General features: G+C 38.8%; 16 protein-coding genes. 14 read left to right on the top strand and 2 right to left on the bottom strand.

Annotation, left to right across the window (positions count from 1 at the left end; all coding sequences use genetic code 11):
• Positions 1-1870 precede the first annotated feature (1870 nt).
• The 14 genes from flhD to flhA all read left to right on the top strand — a co-directional run bounded on the left by flhD (position 1871) and on the right by flhA (position 18130).
• A complete protein-coding gene (flhD, locus tag GTH25_RS11035) occupies positions 1871-2221 on the top strand; it encodes a flagellar transcriptional regulator FlhD (RefSeq protein ID WP_072063484.1) in 351 nt (116 codons plus the stop codon).
• Positions 2222-2223: 2 nt separating this feature from the next.
• The gene (flhC, locus tag GTH25_RS11030; protein WP_006533207.1) at positions 2224-2805 is read left to right on the top strand and encodes a flagellar transcriptional regulator FlhC; all 582 of its coding nucleotides are present in this window, start codon (positions 2224-2226) and stop codon (positions 2803-2805) included.
• 134 nt (positions 2806-2939) lie between these two features.
• Positions 2940-3833 (top strand): flagellar motor stator protein MotA, encoded by an 894-nt coding sequence (gene motA, locus GTH25_RS11025; RefSeq protein WP_036935706.1) that lies wholly within the window; start codon positions 2940-2942, stop codon positions 3831-3833.
• 2 nt (positions 3834-3835) lie between these two features.
• Entirely contained in the window at positions 3836-4882 is a 1047-nt protein-coding gene (gene motB, locus GTH25_RS11020; RefSeq protein WP_075673046.1) for a flagellar motor protein MotB, read from the top strand.
• A 35-nt stretch (positions 4883-4917) separates the two neighbouring features.
• Entirely contained in the window at positions 4918-7101 is a 2184-nt protein-coding gene (gene cheA / locus GTH25_RS11015; protein WP_075673045.1) for a chemotaxis protein CheA, read from the top strand.
• 21 nt (positions 7102-7122) lie between these two features.
• The gene (gene cheW / locus GTH25_RS11010) at positions 7123-7623 is read left to right on the top strand and encodes a chemotaxis protein CheW (protein WP_023581802.1); all 501 of its coding nucleotides are present in this window, start codon (positions 7123-7125) and stop codon (positions 7621-7623) included.
• 383 nt (positions 7624-8006) lie between these two features.
• Entirely contained in the window at positions 8007-9713 is a 1707-nt protein-coding gene (locus GTH25_RS11005) for a methyl-accepting chemotaxis protein (protein ID WP_075673044.1), read from the top strand.
• A gap of 59 nt (positions 9714-9772) precedes the next feature.
• On the top strand, positions 9773-11419 hold the full coding sequence (locus GTH25_RS11000; RefSeq protein ID WP_075673043.1) for a methyl-accepting chemotaxis protein: 1647 nt from the start codon (positions 9773-9775) through the stop codon (positions 11417-11419).
• Positions 11420-11497: 78 nt separating this feature from the next.
• Entirely contained in the window at positions 11498-12316 is an 819-nt protein-coding gene (gene cheR, locus GTH25_RS10995; RefSeq protein ID WP_229578405.1) for a protein-glutamate O-methyltransferase CheR, read from the top strand.
• Entirely contained in the window at positions 12309-13361 is a 1053-nt protein-coding gene (locus GTH25_RS10990; RefSeq protein WP_075673041.1) for a protein-glutamate methylesterase/protein-glutamine glutaminase, read from the top strand. Before cheR ends, GTH25_RS10990 begins: the two co-directional genes overlap by 8 nt.
• Before the next feature lie 58 nt (positions 13362-13419).
• A complete protein-coding gene (cheY, locus tag GTH25_RS10985; protein ID WP_023581807.1) occupies positions 13420-13809 on the top strand; it encodes a chemotaxis response regulator CheY in 390 nt (129 codons plus the stop codon).
• Positions 13810-13818: 9 nt separating this feature from the next.
• The gene (cheZ, locus tag GTH25_RS10980) at positions 13819-14475 is read left to right on the top strand and encodes a protein phosphatase CheZ (protein ID WP_075673040.1); all 657 of its coding nucleotides are present in this window, start codon (positions 13819-13821) and stop codon (positions 14473-14475) included.
• A gap of 423 nt (positions 14476-14898) precedes the next feature.
• Positions 14899-16047 (top strand): flagellar biosynthesis protein FlhB, encoded by a 1149-nt coding sequence (flhB, locus tag GTH25_RS10975; protein ID WP_075673039.1) that lies wholly within the window; start codon positions 14899-14901, stop codon positions 16045-16047.
• Positions 16040-18130: a flagellar biosynthesis protein FlhA gene (gene flhA, locus GTH25_RS10970; RefSeq protein WP_075673038.1), complete on the top strand. Its 2091-nt coding sequence runs from the start codon at positions 16040-16042 to the stop codon at positions 18128-18130. The genes flhB and flhA overlap by 8 nt, the downstream gene beginning before the upstream one ends.
• A 332-nt stretch (positions 18131-18462) precedes the next feature.
• On the opposite strand, the gene GTH25_RS10965 is transcribed toward flhA, so the two are convergent.
• Complete coding sequence (locus tag GTH25_RS10965) at positions 18463-18903, bottom strand: flagella synthesis protein FlgN (protein ID WP_083629099.1); 441 nt, start codon at positions 18901-18903, stop codon at positions 18463-18465.
• A gap of 13 nt (positions 18904-18916) precedes the next feature.
• Complete coding sequence (gene flgM / locus GTH25_RS10960) at positions 18917-19216, bottom strand: flagellar biosynthesis anti-sigma factor FlgM (protein ID WP_075673036.1); 300 nt, start codon at positions 19214-19216, stop codon at positions 18917-18919.
• Between the last annotated feature and the right edge of the window lie 352 nt (positions 19217-19568).

Genomic DNA, 19568 nt, shown 5'->3' with positions numbered 1-19568 from the left:
TGCTCTCCTAATCCCGTCAACATCAACTTTTGTTAAGTAATGATGTTGTTACGATGTCAGCACTTTTTGTTCTGTAATGTCTTGAGACTTATGCTAACTAGGTTGAAAAAAAGAAGCTAACCGAGTGATAAGAAGAAAAGTGAAACAATACTCATCATTTGTAAGAGCAAAACAAATTGCTGTTAAGAGTTGTTTTGGGGGTAAAAAGTAACATTTGATATTTTTTAGTTCTAGGTAATGCCAATAGAATAATCAATAAGATGTTATTTTGATCATATTTGCTTTTCTGTCTTTACATTGAAAAAGCTGATGTGTACAAGTGTTAACTCGGAGTTGTCGTATTTGTCATTACAGTCATTTATTGTGCAGAGGTAATGCTGATAACAGGAAAAACAGAATTTATATTTTGTCTTATTATTTTATGAATTAATTACTTTATATTGAAGATCTTGGGATCTTTTTTTATGGAATTGAAATTTATATTTCAAAAAATGTCTTTTTTTTATAACAAAAGAGGAGTGGTTATATAAAATATAATTAATAGAACTGTTTTTTTCTTTATGTTTTTTTACTGATCGTTATATTTTTAATTAATTTTAGGCTGTTTAATTAATATATATATCTATACAGTAAAAAAATAAGGTGCTTTTAATTTTATTTTTAAATTTAATAAAGTATGGCTTTATTTTATAAAAAGATGATTGTTTTTTTGAAATTAACTTAAGCTAAATATTGTATTATTCTTATATTGCATTTTAAATTGATAATTAAATTTCAGGTGTTTTTTATTTAATTAAATAAAAAACATTCTTTTGATTTTATATTAATCTCGTTGAGATTTTAAATTCTCACTGTTCATAATATATACTGTAATTCATAAATAAAACTTATTTGTATGTGGATATTATTTCTCTGTGACTAATTTACAGCCAATAAAACTCTTATTAAGAGTTCTGTAATTTAAGTGTTAAATAGCACTTAATAAGTATTAGTTAAATTGCATTATTACAATTGAAACTTTAATGGCGTGGAAATAAATATTCAATGATTTAAGGGTGAAGATGCATAACTAAGAATTTAATTTTATGTGACTTATCGTCCTGCCTAATAAACCAACCTTAGTATCATGTTGATTTCAAAGAGTAATTTCAATTATGAAATAATGAAAAAATTTAGGATAACTATAAATAATTAGAATAGGTTATTTTTCAAACAAATTGTAAATAAAAAGTGATCATTTCTGAAGGTTTACGTAAATGATGAAAAAAATAATATCTATAGAAATATTTATTAAAATTGGGAAGCTTGTTTAGATAAAGATGAGGAGGAGATATATCAATATATGTTACTGTGATCAAAAAAATCTTCAATTGTGGATTTGTCAAATTTTTATGCTGTATTTTTAGGTTTATAAGTTTAATAGATCGTATAAAATAAAAAATTATCATTAATATTTTAATTTGGGTAGATTAGCTTATTAATTTACACCTAGTTTTATTACTTTTATCACTTGAATAGTTAATGAACTAATTCCATAATAATGATTATCTTTTTGTGATGTGACTCACATAGTATTTAAATTAGACTACTTTATCCGTTGAATAACTTAATCGTTAAGGAGTAAAGTTGTCGCGTTAGGATTATTCTTAACGAGCTATATTGGCGAGCATTTAAAGTTTACTTTTAATTTAAATGTTTTTTTCGCTACTTTTGAAAATGATCGTAACTAAGTAATACAAGGTAGTGTTACTACGTGTCATGTTCATAAAATGGGGCCTGGAGATTTAATATTACATTTATATTAATTTCCTCGGGATCTTTCATTAGAGAGATCCTCTTTGTTCAATATAATCGGACGGGATGTAAAGAGATGAGTACGGTTGAATTGCTTAAGCATATTTATGACATAAATTTATCGTATTTGCTTTTGGCGCAAAGGTTAATTAACCAAGAAAAGGCTTCCGCAATGTTTCGGCTTGGGATTAGTGACGCTATGGCGGATGCACTGGCAGAGCTTACATTGCCTCAATTGGTTAAGTTGGCTGAAACAAACCAACTAATCTGTAATTTCCGGTTTGAAGACAGCGAAACAATAGAACAACTCACTAAAGAATCTAGAGTGGATGATTTGCAACAAATCCATACTGGCATTCTTCTTTCTTCTAACTTGTTTCGTCAGTTATCGGAACAAGATACTACTGCGACAAAGAAACGGGCATAACAATGAGTGAGAAAAGTATCGTCCGAGAAGCGAAGGATATTCGCTTAGCAATGGAATTAATCACCTTGGGTGCCCGCTTACAGATGCTTGAAAGTGAAACTCAATTAAGTCGGGGGCGTTTAATTAAATTATACAAAGAATTAAGAGGGAGCCCCCCTCCAAAAGGAATGCTGCCATTTTCAACGGATTGGTTTATGACATGGGAACAAAATATCCATTCCTCAATGTTCTATAACGCCTATCGCTTTTTATTAAAAAATGGCGGTTGTGTTGGTGTTGAGGCTGTTGTTAAAGCTTATCGTTTATACTTAGAACAATGTCCACCTGTTAAAGATCAAGAACCTATTTTAGCACTAACAAGAGCATGGACATTAGTACGCTTTGTTGAAAGTGGCATGTTGCAACTTTCCGTTTGTACCAAATGTAATGGTTCATTTATTACACACGCACACCAGCCAGCTAGCAATTATGTTTGTAGTCTTTGCCAGCCACCTTCTCGCGCAATAAAAAAACGTAAACTTTCCGCCAATCCTGCCGATATTAACTTACAACTGTTGGATGGTCTTGAACAGTTTGCAATGTGATTCGAGATTGAAAGTTAAATATCAGGTTATAGAGCTTAGTTATCTATAACCTGAGCCGTTTCCTCTCCCCCTCCTATCTCTTGCTGCTATGTTCGCCATTCTCTCTATAACGAAATTAGCTAAAGGGATATCGCGTGTTAGTACTCTTAGGATATATCGTGGTTATGAGCGCCGTCATCGGGGGATATCTTCTCGTCGGTGGTAGTTTAGGTGCCTTGTACCAGCCAGCCGAATTTATAATCATCTTTGGTGCCGGTATCGGTGCTTTTATTGTGGGTAATAATGGTAGAGCAATTGTATCGACAATGAAGATCTTACCGAAATTACTTCGTAGTACAAATTACAATAAAGCGATGTACATGGATTTAATGGCACTCATGTTTCGTTTATTGTCAAAAGCCCGTCAAAACGGGATGTTGGCATTAGAGAGAGATATCGAAAACCCACAACAAAGTGACATTTTTTCCCAATATCCTCGCATTATGAAAGATGTTTATATGCTCAGTTTTATTACTGACTATATGCGTCTGATGGTGACAGGAAATATGAATCCTTATGAAATTGAATCTCTGATGGATGAAGAGATTGCAACTTTTGAGGAGGAAAGCGAAGTGCCTGCAACAGGCTTATCGGCGATGGGTGATTCATTACCAGCGTTCGGTATCGTTGCTGCGGTTATGGGTGTTGTTAATGCGTTAGGTGCCGCGGATAGACCTGCTGGCGAAATGGGCGTATTAATTGGACACGCAATGGTTGGTACTTTCTTAGGTATTTTATTAGCTTATGGTTTTATTTCGCCATTAGCTTCTAGACTCAGACAGCGCTCTAGTCAGCAAATGAAAATGATGGAGTGCATCAAAACAACATTGTTATCTAGCATGAATGGATATGCGCCACAGATAGCTGTTGAATTTGGACGTAAAACCCTCTTTCTGGCAGACAGACCTTCTTTTATTGAGTTGGAAGAACATGTACGTCAGGTACGGACACCAATGCAGGCAAATCCTGATGCAATGAAAGAAGAGTAATTATGAAGAGTAATTCACAAATCATTCGAGTTAAAAAGCGAGGAAGAAAGCAACATAACGCTCATGGCGGTGCATGGAAGATAGCTTATGCTGACTTTATGACTGCAATGATGGCTTTCTTTCTGGTGATGTGGTTACTTTCAATCTCTAGCCCGCAAGAATTAACTCGTGTAGCAGAATACTTTCGTACGCCATTAAAAGTTGCTATTGAAAAAGGGCGATTTAGTGGGGATGCAACCAATCCTATTCCTGGAGGCGGGCGTGATCCTGTTTATAACGAAGGTGATATTTTGCCAAAAGGCCAGGAAGATAAACAGCTCAATGAAAAACAACAATTCCGCCGATTAAAAGAGAATTTAGAACAAGTCATTTTAAATGATCCTAGATTAAAAGATCTGAAGCCTCATTTATTAATCGACATGATGGATGAAGGTTTACGCATCCAAATTATCGATAAAGCCAATCGACCTATGTTTAGAGTCGGTAGTGCTACCGTTGAACCTTATATGAAGGATATTTTGACGGCAATTGCACCTATTTTAAATGACACGCCATACAAAATTAGTTTATCGGGTCATACCGATGATATTCCTTATGCAAGTGGCGCTTTTAAATACAGTAACTGGGAACTATCAACGGATCGCGCGAATGCCTCTCGTCGAGAGTTAATTGGTGCTGGCTTAGGTGAATGGAAAGTGTTGCGTGTTGTGGGTATGGCATCAACAGTTCATTTAGTTAAAGAGGATGGTTTTGCACCTGCTAACCGACGGATCAGTATTCTGGTCTTAACGAAGCAAGCAGAACAAAAAATTGTACAAGAAAATGAGCGGGTTGCACCGACAGTAACTGAGGCTTCAGAAATTGAACCTCTACTTTCAGGGCAAGAAACCCCACAAGAAAAAGCAGAAAATACACAGACGGGTTCGTCTGTGTCTTCTGCATCTGAGCTTCCCGAATCAAAAAAGGAAAATGTTGAAACAGGAGTTTCTGGGGAAAGTTTGCCATCACAATCGACAAATATTACTACAAAGCAGGGAACAGCCCCCTAATTTGTTAGTAATCGCGTAAAGGTGAATGAGTAACGATGGATATTACTGAGTTTTATCAAACATTTTTTGATGAAGCAGATGAGTTGTTAGCTGATATGGAACAGCATTTGCTGTTACTTGATCCTGCAAATCCAGATCAAGAACAGATGAATGCGATTTTCCGTAGTGCGCACTCCATAAAAGGAGGAGCTGCAACATTTGGCTTCGTTAAACTTCAACAGACCACTCATGTGCTTGAAAACTTGCTCGATAGTGCAAGACGTCATGAGATGGCGCTCACCGACGACATTATTAACCTGTTTCTGGAAGCGAAAGATATTATGCAACAGCAATTGGATGCACATAAAAACTCACAAGAACCTGATGAGGAAACATTTAACTATATTTGTGAGAAGTTGCGTCAGCTGGCTCTCGATGTAAAAGAAGAACAATCCGCTCCTCAAGTTGAGGTTGGTGCTGGATCTGAAGCTTCAGACTCACAAGCGACAATGACTGAAACTTCTGTTTTGTCATCTGACTCTGAAAGTGTGCAAACTGAAGCCACAGAAACCATGGTCGAAGTAACATCGACAATGGCGGCTGATGGACATTATTACCATCATATTATTTTGTCTGATCTTAAAGAGACAGATATTGATTTAATGCTTGATGAATTAAAACACCTTGGTGAAGTTAGCCAAGTTGAAAAACAGCATCATGGTCTTGAAGCAATATTAAAAACCACTGCAACAGAAGAAGATATCAGCGCTGTACTTTGTTTTGTGATTGAACCTGAACAAATCTCGTTTAAAAAAGTGGCTGTTGCAGAAAAAGCACCAGAAGAAAACACAGTTACAGAAGAAAGTACAACATCTGTTGATGATGTTCATGTTGAAAGCCAAGTAGAACAAGCTATATCTGCACAAAAAACAGTTGCTGAAAAAGTGACTCCATCAGCAGAACCTGCTAAAGCACCAGTGGCATCGGCTGCATCAGCGAAAAGACCTGTTGCGGCAGCTGCACCAAAAACAGAATCAAGCAGTATTCGTGTTGCAGTTGAAAAAGTTGACCAATTAATCAACTTAGTTGGTGAACTGGTTATCACACAGTCAATGTTGGCACAGCACAGTGGTAGCCTTGAGCCTGCAATATATAGTGATTTACTAAGTTGTATTGCTCAGTTACAGCGTAATTCTCGTGATTTGCAAGAATCTGTTATGTCAATTCGTATGATGCCGATGGAATATGTTTTCAGTCGCTTCCCTCGAGTTGTGCGTGATGTTGCAGGTAAAATGAATAAAAAAGTTGAGCTAAATATGATTGGTAGCTCAACAGAACTGGATAAAAGCTTAATTGAAAAAATTATCGATCCTTTAACTCACTTAGTTCGTAACAGTCTTGATCATGGTATTGAAATGCCAGCCGATCGTGTTGCAGCAGGTAAACCGGAAGCGGGGCAATTAACCCTGTCTGCGGAACATCAAGGCGGTAATATTTGTATTGAAGTGACTGATGATGGTGCCGGATTAAACCGTGAACGTATTTTGAAAAAAGCGATTTCCTCTGGGCTTGCAGTTTCTGAAAATATGAGCAACGAAGAAGTTGCTATGCTGATTTTTGCACCGGGTTTCTCTACTGCAGAAGTCGTCACGGATGTTTCTGGTCGTGGTGTGGGTATGGATGTTGTAAAAAGAAATATCCAAGAGATGGGCGGTCAAATTCAAATTAGTTTTGAAGTAGGTAAAGGAACGCGCATTCGTATTTTACTTCCACTGACATTAGCAATTTTAGATGGTATGTCTGTTAAAGTTCATGACGAAGTCTTTATTTTACCATTAGGAACGGTAGTCAGTTCTTTACAACCGGAAGAAGAAGATATTTATCCATTGGCTGGTGATGAGAAATTATTGCAGGTCAGAGGAGAATATTTACCACTGATTGAACTGCATCGTACTTTTAATATTGAAGGTGCTCAAACCGATATTACTCAAGCAATTGCGGTAATTGTTCAAAGTGCCGGACGTCGTTATGCTTTATTGGTAGATCAATTAGTTGGTCAGCATCAAGTTGTTGTTAAAAATATAGAAAGCAATTACCGAAAAGTGCCTGGAATATCTGCTGCAACAATTATGGGCGATGGTAGTGTGGCTTTAATTCTTGATGTACCAGAATTGCAACGTTTAAGTCATACACAAATGACGAATAAGAAAAAGAATACAACTGCAAGCGCAGTCATTTAATAGTGAGGATAAAATAAGATTATGGCTTCGGAACATTTCGAGAAATTATCCGGTGAAACTGTTGGACAAGGATTTCTAATTTTTACGCTGGGCGATGAAGAATATGGAATTGATATTTTAAAAGTCCAAGAAATTCGTGGATATGATCAAGTTACACGTATTGCTAATTCACCTAGCTTTATTAAAGGTGTAACTAATTTACGGGGCGTTATTGTTCCGATAGTTGATCTGCGTATTAAATTTTCACAAGAAAGTGTAACTTATAATGACAATACTGTTGTTATTGTGGTTAACTTATTAAATCGAATTGTGGGAATTGTTGTTGATGGCGTTTCTGATGTTCTTACGCTAAAGCCAGAGCAAATCTGCCCTGCGCCAGAGTTTGCAGTCACAATGTCTACTGAGTATTTAACAGGTTTAGGTACTTTAGATGAAAGAATGCTTATTCTTGTTGATATTGAAAAATTACTCAACAGTGAAGAAATGGAATTAGTCGATAGCGCAACAATTCAAGCTAAATAAGTTTTTATTTTTTAAAAAATAATCTAAATACTGTTCCGGTAATTTTGCCGGAATAGTTATTTCTATCTTTTTTATTTTATTAGCGAGTGCTAAAGCATTAAATTAACTTTAAGTAAAATTAAAAGATAAAAAAGAACTAATAATTTTAGTTAAGTTCTATTTTATTATTTATTAACTTATAAGTAGCTATCACCTAGCTGTAATATTTTTCTACTGACGGAAATAACTTTAAAGTTTTTTATACTTATAATTTTAATTAAAAACAGTATTACCACCGCTTTCTAATGGGGCAAAAGCATGACTAAGACGAAATGAAACCTATAAAGTTTCTCTTAAGTCTGCCGATAACTTGCTCATTACCGTTTATTATAAAAAGGGAAACTATGTTTAGCCGAATGAAAATAGTGACTGGATTATTATCCATTCTTCTGTTGTTTGGTGTTTTGCAATTTGTCTCAGGGGGTGTTTTTTACTCAAATATCGTTGAGACAAGAAACGACCTTAATAAAACACTGACAATACAAGATCAACGTGAGCGCCTAGATGAAAGCTGGGCTAACTTACTGCAAGCTCGTAATAACATTAACCGCGCCGCGATTAGTTTTTTATTACAAGATAAAAATCTTAATGTAGATGATTCTCTATCTGTTGACTATCTAACGGGTCTTGCTCGTAAAAATATGTCCCGTGCAGATGAGAAATTTAAAGAATTTGAAAAGAATATTACTGCTTATCAAGTTCACTCAGAAGATGATGTTCGTAGCCTAAAAGGGCGTTTTATCGAATATTACTCTGCATTAAACCAACTGGAAATTTTACTTCAAGATAAAAACTTAAAAGATTTTTTTGAGCAACCAACTACGGGTTATCAAGACGCTTTTTATAAAGAATATCTTGCATATGTCATGCGTAATGAGAAATTTAACGAAGAGTTAAATGTGGCACTAGAAGCCTCTCACCAACGCACTGTCATTACTATGGTTGTATTAGCCATCATCGTGATCTCGGCATTAATTCTATGCTGGTTTGCATTACGTAATGCCTTAATTAGACCATTAAATTCACTTCTAGTAAGTATCAAAACCTTCTCTGAAGGTGATTTACGTCCAAATATCGAAGTGAATGGCCGCAATGAAATGAGCTTGTTAGCAAATGGATTAAAACATATGCAACAAGAACTTATTCAAACCGTTCGTGGTGTCTATCAAAGTACGGAAAACATTTATAACAGCACAAGTGAAATTGCTGCTGGAAATAATGATTTATCTGCTCGTACAGAAGAGCAAGTGGCTTCGTTAGAAGAAACTGCTGCAAGTATGGAACAGTTAACGGCAACCGTAAAACAGAACGCAGACAATGCTCGCCAAGCAAGTAACCTTGCTAATGACGCCTCAGATATTGCCCGCCAAGGCGGAAAAGTTGTTGCTAATGTGGTGCAAACGATGCACGACATAGCCGGAAGTTCTCAGAAAATCACCGATATCACAGCCGTTATCGATGGCATTGCATTCCAGACCAATATTTTGGCACTGAATGCGGCTGTTGAAGCAGCAAGAGCCGGTGAGCATGGTCGCGGATTTGCGGTAGTTGCCGGTGAAGTTCGTAACCTTGCACAGAGAAGTGCAGAAGCTGCTAAAGAAATAAAAACACTGATTGAAGATTCTGTAAGTCGTACTGAAACGGGTTCTGTACTCGTTGAAAGTGCGGGTGAGACGATGACACGTATCGTGGATTCAGTAACGCGTGTTACTGACATCATGGGTGAAATCGCTTCTGCATCAGATGAGCAAAGCCGAGGTATTTCACAAGTTGGCCTTGCAGTTTCTGAAATGGATCGCGTCACTCAGCAAAACGCCTCTTTAGTAGAACAATCTGCAGCCGCTGCTGCTGGTCTTGAAGATCAAGCAGTTGCATTAACCCGCTTAGTTTCAATCTTCAAATTACCGGGTCAGGAAGAAAAAACGCTAGAAAGAAAGGAATCGGATGCAACCCCTGTAGTTAAAGCCGCTGCTCCACTTATAAAACCAGGAACCTCAGAAAAGAAAAAGAGCAGCAGTGTTGAAGATCCCGCTAACTGGGAAACTTTCTAACAACAACAAGTGGCTGACAAGCGGTGGCTTTTAACCACCGCTTTAAACGAGGTGAAGGCATGTTTAGGTTTCGCAAATTAAAGATATCCACCAGTCTCTATTTATTGCTGATGATGTTTTGCGTTATGCAGGTGATTTCTAGTGGTATTTCGCTAGGGATCGTTCATTTGAATAACGAACAGATCACCAGAGTAGATATAGATACATCTAAGCGAGATGAATTAGGATTAAGTTGGGCATCTTTGATACAAACACGTAATGCAATTAATCGTGTAGCTATTGCAGTGAAAACTGAACAGTCAACGGATTATATTCAATCTATTGAATCAATTGCACTTTCACGTTTGGAAACGGCGAATACACATTTTCAAAATTTCCTTGCTGATATAAATAAAGAGGCAATCCCAACAGAAGAAAAAGAAATCGTTGAAGCAGTAAAAAACGATTACCACGTTTTATATGGTGCATTAACTGAATTACATAGCATGTTAAAAAACGATAACTTCCAAGGTTTTTTAGATCAACCAACAGAACGTTATCAAACTGCGATGGAAAATTCATTTAACACCTATATGAATTATGTTCAGGCAGAAATTACTGAATCTATAGAGCAAGGACATCGATCTTATACTATTGCTATCTTGATGTTTATCGGTGCAATAGCGATGGTTATTGTTGTATCAATCGCGGCTCATCGCTGGCTAAGTTTTAATATCATTAAACCTTTCGCAAGTTTAAGCCGTTATTTTAATGATGTTGCTACCGGTAAATTAAATCGTGAAATTCTTGTCTTTACCGATGATGAAATAGGGGATGTGTTTAGACGACTACGAGATATGCGTGGTGAGCTCGCGCGTTCTATTCGTATCGTTCGTGATAACAGCCATGCTATGTATTCTGGTATTCAAGAAATTTCTAAAGGAAACACGGATTTATCCTCAAGAACTGAACAACAAGCTGCTTCGTTAGAAGAAACTGCGGCAAGCATGGAAGAGTTAACAGCAACGGTAAAACAAAATGCTGATAACGCCTTGCAAGCGAGCAAGCTAGCAGAGTCTGCTTCTGAAACGGCCTTACGTGGTGGCCAAATCACGCACAGTGTTGTTGAAACCATGGATGCGATTACACAAAGTTCTCAAAAGATAGGGGCTATTATCAGTGTGATTGATGGTATTGCGTTCCAAACCAATATATTAGCACTTAACGCAGCGGTTGAAGCTGCGCGCGCAGGTGAACAAGGGCGTGGATTCTCTGTTGTTGCTGGAGAAGTTCGTAACCTTGCTCAACGTAGTGCTGATGCTGCAAAAGAGATCAAATTATTGATTGATGAATCTGTTTTACGAGTCTCTCAAGGTTCTCAACTCGTTAATAATGCAGGGCAGACAATGGAGGAACTCGTCACATCAGTAAATAAAGTCACTGAGTTAATGGCAGAAATCGCCTCAGCTTCTGATGAACAAAGTCGAGGTATTCACCAAGTCGCTGATGCAGTCAGTCAGATGGATCAGGTGACACAGCAAAACGCTGCTTTGGTGGAGCAATCAGCATCTGCTGCCGCAGCATTGGAAGATCAGGCTAATAACCTTGTTGATGCTGTATCGGCATTCGAGTTGCCTGACACGGATGAGAGTAATTCCTCTTCATCCCTAGAAGGTAATGGGTTGAAAAAAGCAGATAAAAAATCATTTTTTAAAAAGACCCATTAAAAAACAATGAAACGTAATGTTACTGAAGTCTTATCAGATATCGCTGCTCAACCGTTGGATATTTTTACCCAACGGTTCATGTTGTCCGATGATCAGTTCCAATCTATATGCCAATTGATTTATCAAAAGGCAGGTATTGTGCTGACTAACAACAAAAGGGAGATGGTTTATAACCGTCTCACTAGGAGGTTACGTGAATTACGGATGAATAACTTTGGTGACTATCTTGCGTTTCTTAAAAGTGATATACGCAACCCTGAATGGCAAGAGTTTGTAAATGCTTTAACAACCAATCTCACCGCATTTTTCAGGGAAGCGCATCATTTTCCTATTTTGGCAAAACATGCCAGAAAAAGGGCAGGAGGAGTCTACCGAGTATGGTGTGCAGCAGCATCTACTGGAGAAGAACCTTATTCAATTGCGATGACTTTACGCGATGTTTTTGGGAATAACCCTTATAAAACCAAAATTATTGCCAGCGATATCGATACTAATGTGTTGGATAAAGCACGAAAAGGTGTTTACCGACAGGAAGAGCTTAAAACTTTAAATGATGAATATTTGAAAAAATATTTTCTCAAAGGTGTCGGCGATTTTGAAGGATACGTGAAAATTAGACAGCAAATTAGCGAGATGGTCTCTTTTCAGTATTTGAATTTACTCGATAAGCAATGGGATCTAGAAGGTAGTTTTGATGCAATTTTTTGTCGTAATGTCATGATTTATTTTGACAAAGCGACACAACAAAACTTACTTAACCGCTTTACCTCATTACTTAAGCCAGACGGAATGCTGTTTGTTGGACATTCTGAGAATGTAAGCCAGCTTAGCAAGGATTTCTACTTGCATGGGCATACCGTTTACGGGCTGACACCAGCAAGGAGAGGTTATGAATAAAATAACGGTACTCTGTGTTGATGATTCGGCGTTAATGCGTCAAATCATGCGAGAAATCATCAACAGTCATAGCGATATGGAAGTTGTTGATTGTGCACCAGATCCTATAGTGGCTCGTGACTTAATAAAAAAGTACAACCCACAGGTATTAACGTTAGACGTTGAAATGCCACGTATGGATGGTATTGATTTCTTGGAAAAACTGATGCGATTAAGACCAATGCCTGTCGTTATGGTTTCATCATTAACAGCAAAAGGTTCAGAAGTGACGTTAAAAGCGTTAGAACTGGGTGCAGTTGATTTTGTGACAAAACCACAGCTTGGTTTGCGTGAAGGTATGATGGCTTATAGTGAACTGATTGCTGAGAAAATTCGTGCAGCAGCTCTTGCTCGAATTAGTCGACGTGAAGTTCAGGCTCCGCCTTCTAAATCATTGTCATTTACACCGATGATTTCGAGTGAAAAGTTGATTGCTGTAGGTGCATCAACTGGTGGCACAGAGGCTATTCGTAATTTTCTAGAACCATTACCTATTACCAGCCCTGCGATATTAATTACGCAACATATGCCCGCAGGGTTTACACACTCATTTGCAGAACGATTAAATCGTTTATGCCAAATTAGTGTAAAAGAAGCAGAAGACGGCGAACGTGTATTGCCTGGGCATGCTTATATTGCGCCAGGTGATTATCACATGGAGCTTCGTCGTAATGGTGCTAACTATCAGATCCACATTAATAAAGAGCCTGCAGTAAACCGTCATCGTCCTTCTGTCGATGTGCTATTTAAGTCAGTCGCAAAATATGCGGGACGTAATGCTATCGGTGTGATTTTAACCGGAATGGGAAGTGACGGTGCTGCAGGTTTATTAGAAATGCGTCGTGCTGGTAGTTATACCTTTGCACAAGATGAAGCGAGTTGTGTCGTCTTTGGTATGCCTCGCGCTGCAGTTGAATTAGGCGCAGTAGACGAAGTGAAAAGCATAAGCGCAATGAGTAAAGCAGTACTGATGAAAATCAGTAGCACACAATCATTGCGTATCTGATTAAGTTCAGTTTAAAAGCAACACAGTAATTTGCCGATATATTTTGAAGGAGTTTTCAATGGCAAGTAAGGATCTGAAATTTTTAGTGGTTGATGATTTTTCAACAATGCGCCGCATAGTTCGTAATTTGCTAAAGGAATTAGGATTTACGAATGTAGAAGAAGCAGAAGATGGTGCTGACGCGTTAGCTAAATTACGCAATTCGGCAATTGATTTTGTGATCACAGACTGGAACATGCCAAACATGGATGGTCTAGAGCTTCTTAAAAATATTCGTAGTGATGCGGGACTTGCAGCAACACCAGTGTTAATGGTGACCGCTGAAGCTAAAAAAGAAAATATCATTGCAGCAGCGCAGGCTGGTGCAAGTGGATATGTTGTTAAACCTTTTACAGCAGCAATTCTTGAAGAAAAACTAAATAAAATTTTTGAAAAACTGGGCATCTAAGGAGTCGCAATGAGTGGGAATCCAATTATGCCGAAAGATAATATTGAAATGACATCTGATATTATCAGCCGGATCGGACAATTGACGCGGATGTTACGCGACAGTTTGCGAGAATTAGGATTGGATAAAGCAATAGCCGAAGCAGCAGAAGCCATCCCTGACGCTAGGGAACGACTGGACTATGTTGCTCAAATGACCGCTCAGGCAGCTGAGCGTACATTGAACTGTGTCGAAGCTGCGCAACCTAAACAGGATGCGTTAAGTTCCGATGCGACTAAGCTTACTGAACGTTGGGACCAATGGTTTGAACAGCCAGAAGAGCTGAAAGATGTACGCTCTCTTGTAACCGATACCCGCAATTATTTGCGGGATATCCCTGAGAGTACGGCTTTTACTAACAGTCAGTTATTGGAAATTATGATGGCACAGGATTTCCAAGATCTGACCGGCCAGGTAATTAAACGCATGATGAGTGTTGTTCAAGAAATTGAAAAACAACTCGTGATGGTATTAATGGAAAACCTGCCACCAGAGCAACTTGAAAAGTCTAATGTGAAGAAAGAGACTGACTCTTTATTAAATGGTCCACAGGTTAATAAAAACAACGCTGGTGTGATCAAAAATCAAGATCAAGTTGATGATTTACTGGAAAGTTTAGGTTTCTAACCTTCTAATGAGTTTTAGGGCGATAAGGACGTTGAGATATGCAGGACGCATTCGCTCTATGCTCAGCTCTTTTAGGATGGTGTATTTTATGGATAAAAAATCACGTAATAATGCTTTAATAGCACACGCTATTGAAGAAAATGTAAGCCGCTTTTTTTAAGCGGCTTTTGAAGTTATCGAAATAAACATCAAAAGTAAAATTGCTCAATTTTGCTGTGAGTTTTGCTGATTTCCTTATAATCAGCGTCAATATTGCCTATATTTCCATTTTTATCATTGGGTTGTTTTTTTAAGTGCATACTGTCATAGCCCAAAAAGCCCCGTAAATTTGCGATTGTTCAGCCCATCAATTTCCTCTGAATTTGTCATGCTTAGAGTCATTTCATTCATGCTTTTAATCTCAATATCTAAATCGGACAGACTGTGGCTGAAGATAGCGATCTCGAAAAAACAGAAGACCCCACACCCCATAAACGGGAAAAAGCCAAAAAGGATGGGCAAATTGTCCGTTCTAAAGAGCTATCGTCCGTATTAATGGTCTTGGGTGGTGTGAGTTTGCTGTGGATGAGTGGTGGGTTTATCACTCGTGGGCTATATGCCATGTTAACAGAAGGGTTTACGTTTAATCATCACCTTATTGGTAATGAGAATTTGCTGATCCCTCGATTTGGTAGCTTGATTAAACAAGCTGTGTTTGCGCTATCACCGGTGTTTTTGGGTTTAGTACTTGTGGCAATTGGTGGCTCTGCCTTATTAGGCGGAATTAACTTTAGTAGTAAATCCATTAAGTTTGATCCGAAAAAATGGAACCCTATTTCTGGGTTAAAGCGCATTTTTTCAATGAATGCGTTAGCCGAGTTATTTAAAGCGATACTGAAATCAACCTTTGTGGGGATCGCTGCAACTGTTTTTTTATGGCACAACTGGAACGATATTCTTCATCTGATCACGCTTCCACCACTGAGTGCACTAGCGAATGCGATGCAACTACTGATTTTCGCCGTCTATATCACTGTTTTTATGCTGATCCCGATGGTGGCATTTGACATTATTTTCCAAATTCGTAGCCATTTGAAAAAGCTACGCATGACGCGCCAAGAAATTAAAGATGAATTTAAACAGCAAGAGGGTGATCCGCAACTTAAAGCACGTATCCGTCAGCAACAACATGCGATGTCTCGCCGTCGAATGATGGCGGATGTACCGAAAGCTGACGTTATTGTTACGAACCCAACACACTATGCTGTTGCACTGCAATATAACGACAAAATGACTGCACCTAAAGTTTTAGCAAAAGGTGCAGGGGCTATTGCGTTAAAAATTAAAGAGATTGGTGCAGAAAATCGAATTCCGCTTCTAGAAGCACCACCGCTTGCTAGGGCGTTATATCGTCACAGTGAAATAGGCCATGCAATACCTTCAACCCTCTATGCTGCGGTTGCAGAGGTACTTGCATGGGTTTATCAACTGAAACGATGGAAAACCGAAGGTGGTTTAAAACCTAAACAACCTATGAACTTGCCAGTGCCTCCCGCACTGGACTTTGCTGGAGAAGATAATCGTCATGGCTAATTTGGCCTCATTACTCCGCTTGCCGGGAAATTGGAAAAGTTCTCAGTGGCAGATACTGGCTGGGCCAGTGCTTATCTTGTTGATACTGTCAATGATGGTATTGCCATTGCCACCTTTTCTATTGGATTTATTATTTACCTTTAATATCGCACTCTCCATCATGGTGCTGTTGGTTGCAATGTTCACTCGACGTACTTTGGACTTTGCTGCTTTTCCCACTATTTTGCTATTTACCACGTTGTTACGTTTATCATTAAACGTTGCTTCAACACGTATTATCTTAATGGAAGGACATACAGGACCAGAAGCGGCAGGGCGCGTTGTTGAGGCCTTTGGCCATTTCCTTGTTGGCGGTAACTTTGCTATCGGTATTGTGGTCTTTATCATCCTTATTTTGATTAACTTTATGGTTATCACCAAGGGTGCGGGACGTATTGCTGAAGTCGGTGCGCGTTTTGTGTTAGATGGAATGCCAGGTAAACAGATGGCAATCGATGCTGACCTGAATGCTGGTATTATCAGCGAAGATGAAGCTAAAAAACGCCGTAAAGAAGTTTCATTAGAATCCGACTTTTACGGTTCAATGGATGGTGCGAGTAAGTTCGTTCGTGGTGATGCCATCGCTGGCTTAATGATCCTTGTGATTAACGTGGTAGGTGGCCTTATCGTCGGTGTCGCTCAACACGGAATGGCATTAAACGATGCCGCAACAACTTATACCCTTTTAACCATTGGTGATGGTCTGGTTGCGCAAATTCCTGCATTGATTATCTCAACAGCAGCGGGTGTTATCGTTACTCGTGTTGCAACAGATGAAGACGTTGGGCAACAAATGGTTACCCAACTGTTTGACAATCCTCGTGTTCTACTGTTAACCGCAGGCGTACTTGGTCTGTTAGGTTTAGTGCCGGGAATGCCTAACTTTGTTTTTCTTTTCTTCACCGCAGCATTAGGTGGATTAGGTTGGTATATCTTACGCCGTAACGCCAATCCTGAAGTGCAACAACAAAAAGAGATGGAAGAAGTTGAAAAACAAAACCGTGTTGTTGAAGCTTCATGGGAAGATGTACAACTTGAAGATCCATTAGCTATGGAAGTAGGGTATCGCTTAATTCCAATGGTAGATAACCGCCAAAATGGTGAGTTATTAGGCCGAATTAGTGGTATTCGTAAAAAGTTTGCTCAGGAAACGGGATATCTTCCTCCTGTTGTTCATATTCGAGACAATATGGAGTTAAGACCTTCTTCTTATCGCATTCTAATGAAAGGGGTTGAAATTGGTCACGGTGAAGCGCATCCAGGTCGTTGGTTAGCAATCAACCCGGGTAATGCCGTTGGCTCTTTAGAGGGTGATATTACTCAAGAGCCTGCATTTGGTTTACCGGCAGTTTGGATTGATGACAGCTTAAGAGAGCAAGCACAGGTTCAAGGCTATACCGTTGTCGCTGCTAGTACTGTTATTGCAACGCACTTTAACCATGCATTAGCGAAATACTCATCAGAATTATTTGGTCGTCAAGAAGCACAAATGTTGTTTGATCGGGTGAGTAAAGAGCTCCCTAAAATGACAGAAAATATGATCCCAGATATGCTTTCGCTTACAGTGTTGCACAAAGTATTGCAAAATCTGCTGTCTGAACAAGTGCCTATTCGTGATATGAGAACCATATTAGAAGCTTTAGCAGAGCACGCACCAGAGCAGAAAGATCCAGCTGAATTAACAGCCGTTGTTCGTGTTGCACTTCGCCGTGCGATCACACAACACTGGTTTGGTGATCAAGATGAAATCCAAGTCATTGGCTTAGATGCCAGCTTAGAGCGTATTCTTGTTCAAGCAATGCAAAGTGGCGGTGGTTTAGAGCCGGGGCTGGCTGAGAATATCGAACAACAAGCAGCAGATGCAGTGCGTCACCAAGAGATGTCTGGTGGTGCTCCAGTATTGCTAGTGAATCATGCGTTGCGTTCATTATTGTCACGTTTCTTACGTCGTAGCCTGCCACAATTAGCCGTGTTGTCGAATATGGAAGTTAGTGAAGGTCGTCGCATTCGTATGACATCGATGATTGGTGGACAACCTCATTAATCATTCTCACTGATCAACTGTTATTAAAGCCAAGGCCACTTTATTAAGTGGCCTTTTTTATATTTATAAAATAGAAAGATGTGATGGGGTAGAGAGTCGGAGTCGTGTTAGCTTTTTACTCACAACAAAGAGAGAAGTCAGCTCATCAAGAAATAGATAGCTTAGTGATATCTATTTTAGATAAGAGAAGTGTCACAAGGATGAGATAAATAACAGCACAGTGTGATCGGTTGGTGGCGTTAAAGTAAGTGGCATTTTCGTTTTACCCGTAACGCAAAACGCCATCAATATTGATGGCGTATCGTGTGAATTCTGATAATTATTGAGAAAACCTAAACCTGAATTTTACGCCCAGCCAGTGTTGAACGCTGTGCTTGCCCATCAGAACCATAAAGGGTTGGGCTGTGGTTCTTCTGCAAAAAACGGATAGCATCACTATTACGAGCGATATGTTGATCGAGCAGTAATCCGTTATGTTGATTCAGATATTTTAACTCCGCCGTAACGTCTATTATCTGTGTCCATAAATCAGATAAGAACGGCAACCCTTCATAAGGTTTTTCTACACCGGCTTGTAGGCTTAGCGTATGACGCTGTTGGTCTGTATGACCTAAAGCCGACAAGACAAAATTCTTCTGTTCAGTTACTTCGTGCAGGGCATTGATATCAATATTACCTGCGCATAATAACTGTTGTTCAGCACGTAAAATACCCGCAATGGTATTAAGCTGTGATAATTGAAGATCTAAAGTCTGGCGGAGTTCTTCCATCATAATCATTAAAATATTATTGAGTTATGCTTTCAGCAGCTTCACGGAAAAGAGCGTCCGCAATTTTACCGCTGTCCATGGTTAATGTTCCGTTGGCAATTGCTTCTTTTAAGCGAGCAACTTTCTCAACGTCAATGTCTTTATTTCCAGGTTGAACAAGTTTTTTCTGCGCTTCACTCAGTTTTACAGAAGTGTCGCCTGTTGCAGTTTTTTGTTCAGTTGTTCCCGATTTACGTGAGCCCTGAGTGACTTCACCCGGGTTACGTTGTGCAATTGCATTAATCGGAAGCAGTGGATTCGCGCGTTCAATACTCATAGGGAAATCCTTTGTTAGGCATCAATTAATAGTCAGATGAAGCCATTGTAAAACAACCTATGTGTTTTCGCCTATCATCTTGTTTCTTTATATCGGCTATGAAATCAAAAACTTTAATCTTAGTCGTCATACTCGTCATACTTTAAGTTGTAGCGTTGTTGGCAACACTCACTCGCACTAGTCACACTACTCGTCATACTTCAAGCCGTAGCGGTGTTGACCGCATTCACTCGCACTAGTCACATACTTATGTATGCTCCTAGCGATTCGTTTATTTGTCGCCTAGCTACAATTTGAATTATTTAGAGTATCTATATGCGATGTTTTAAATTATTGTCTAACTACAGCTTTA

Source organism: Proteus terrae subsp. cibarius (assembly GCF_011045835.1).
GTDB classification, from domain to species: Bacteria; Pseudomonadota; Gammaproteobacteria; order Enterobacterales; family Enterobacteriaceae; genus Proteus; species Proteus cibarius.
This window is presented reverse-complemented; position numbering and strand designations above follow the sequence as displayed.

Coding starts and splice junctions, on each gene's coding strand:
- flhD (WP_072063484.1), top strand. CDS start 1,871: ATGAGTACGGTTGAATTGCTTAAGCATATTTATGACATAAATTTATCG.
- flhC (WP_006533207.1), top strand. CDS start 2,224: ATGAGTGAGAAAAGTATCGTCCGAGAAGCGAAGGATATTCGCTTAGCA.
- motB (WP_075673046.1), top strand. CDS start 3,836: ATGAAGAGTAATTCACAAATCATTCGAGTTAAAAAGCGAGGAAGAAAG.
- cheA (WP_075673045.1), top strand. CDS start 4,918: ATGGATATTACTGAGTTTTATCAAACATTTTTTGATGAAGCAGATGAG.
- cheW (WP_023581802.1), top strand. CDS start 7,123: ATGGCTTCGGAACATTTCGAGAAATTATCCGGTGAAACTGTTGGACAA.
- GTH25_RS11005 (WP_075673044.1), top strand. CDS start 8,007: ATGTTTAGCCGAATGAAAATAGTGACTGGATTATTATCCATTCTTCTG.
- GTH25_RS11000 (WP_075673043.1), top strand. CDS start 9,773: ATGTTTAGGTTTCGCAAATTAAAGATATCCACCAGTCTCTATTTATTG.
- cheR (WP_229578405.1), top strand. CDS start 11,498: ATGTTGTCCGATGATCAGTTCCAATCTATATGCCAATTGATTTATCAA.
- GTH25_RS10990 (WP_075673041.1), top strand. CDS start 12,309: ATGAATAAAATAACGGTACTCTGTGTTGATGATTCGGCGTTAATGCGT.
- cheY (WP_023581807.1), top strand. CDS start 13,420: ATGGCAAGTAAGGATCTGAAATTTTTAGTGGTTGATGATTTTTCAACA.
- cheZ (WP_075673040.1), top strand. CDS start 13,819: ATGAGTGGGAATCCAATTATGCCGAAAGATAATATTGAAATGACATCT.
- flhA (WP_075673038.1), top strand. CDS start 16,040: ATGGCTAATTTGGCCTCATTACTCCGCTTGCCGGGAAATTGGAAAAGT.
- GTH25_RS10965 (WP_083629099.1), bottom strand. CDS start 18,903: ATGATGGAAGAACTCCGCCAGACTTTAGATCTTCAATTATCACAGCTT.
- flgM (WP_075673036.1), bottom strand. CDS start 19,216: ATGAGTATTGAACGCGCGAATCCACTGCTTCCGATTAATGCAATTGCA.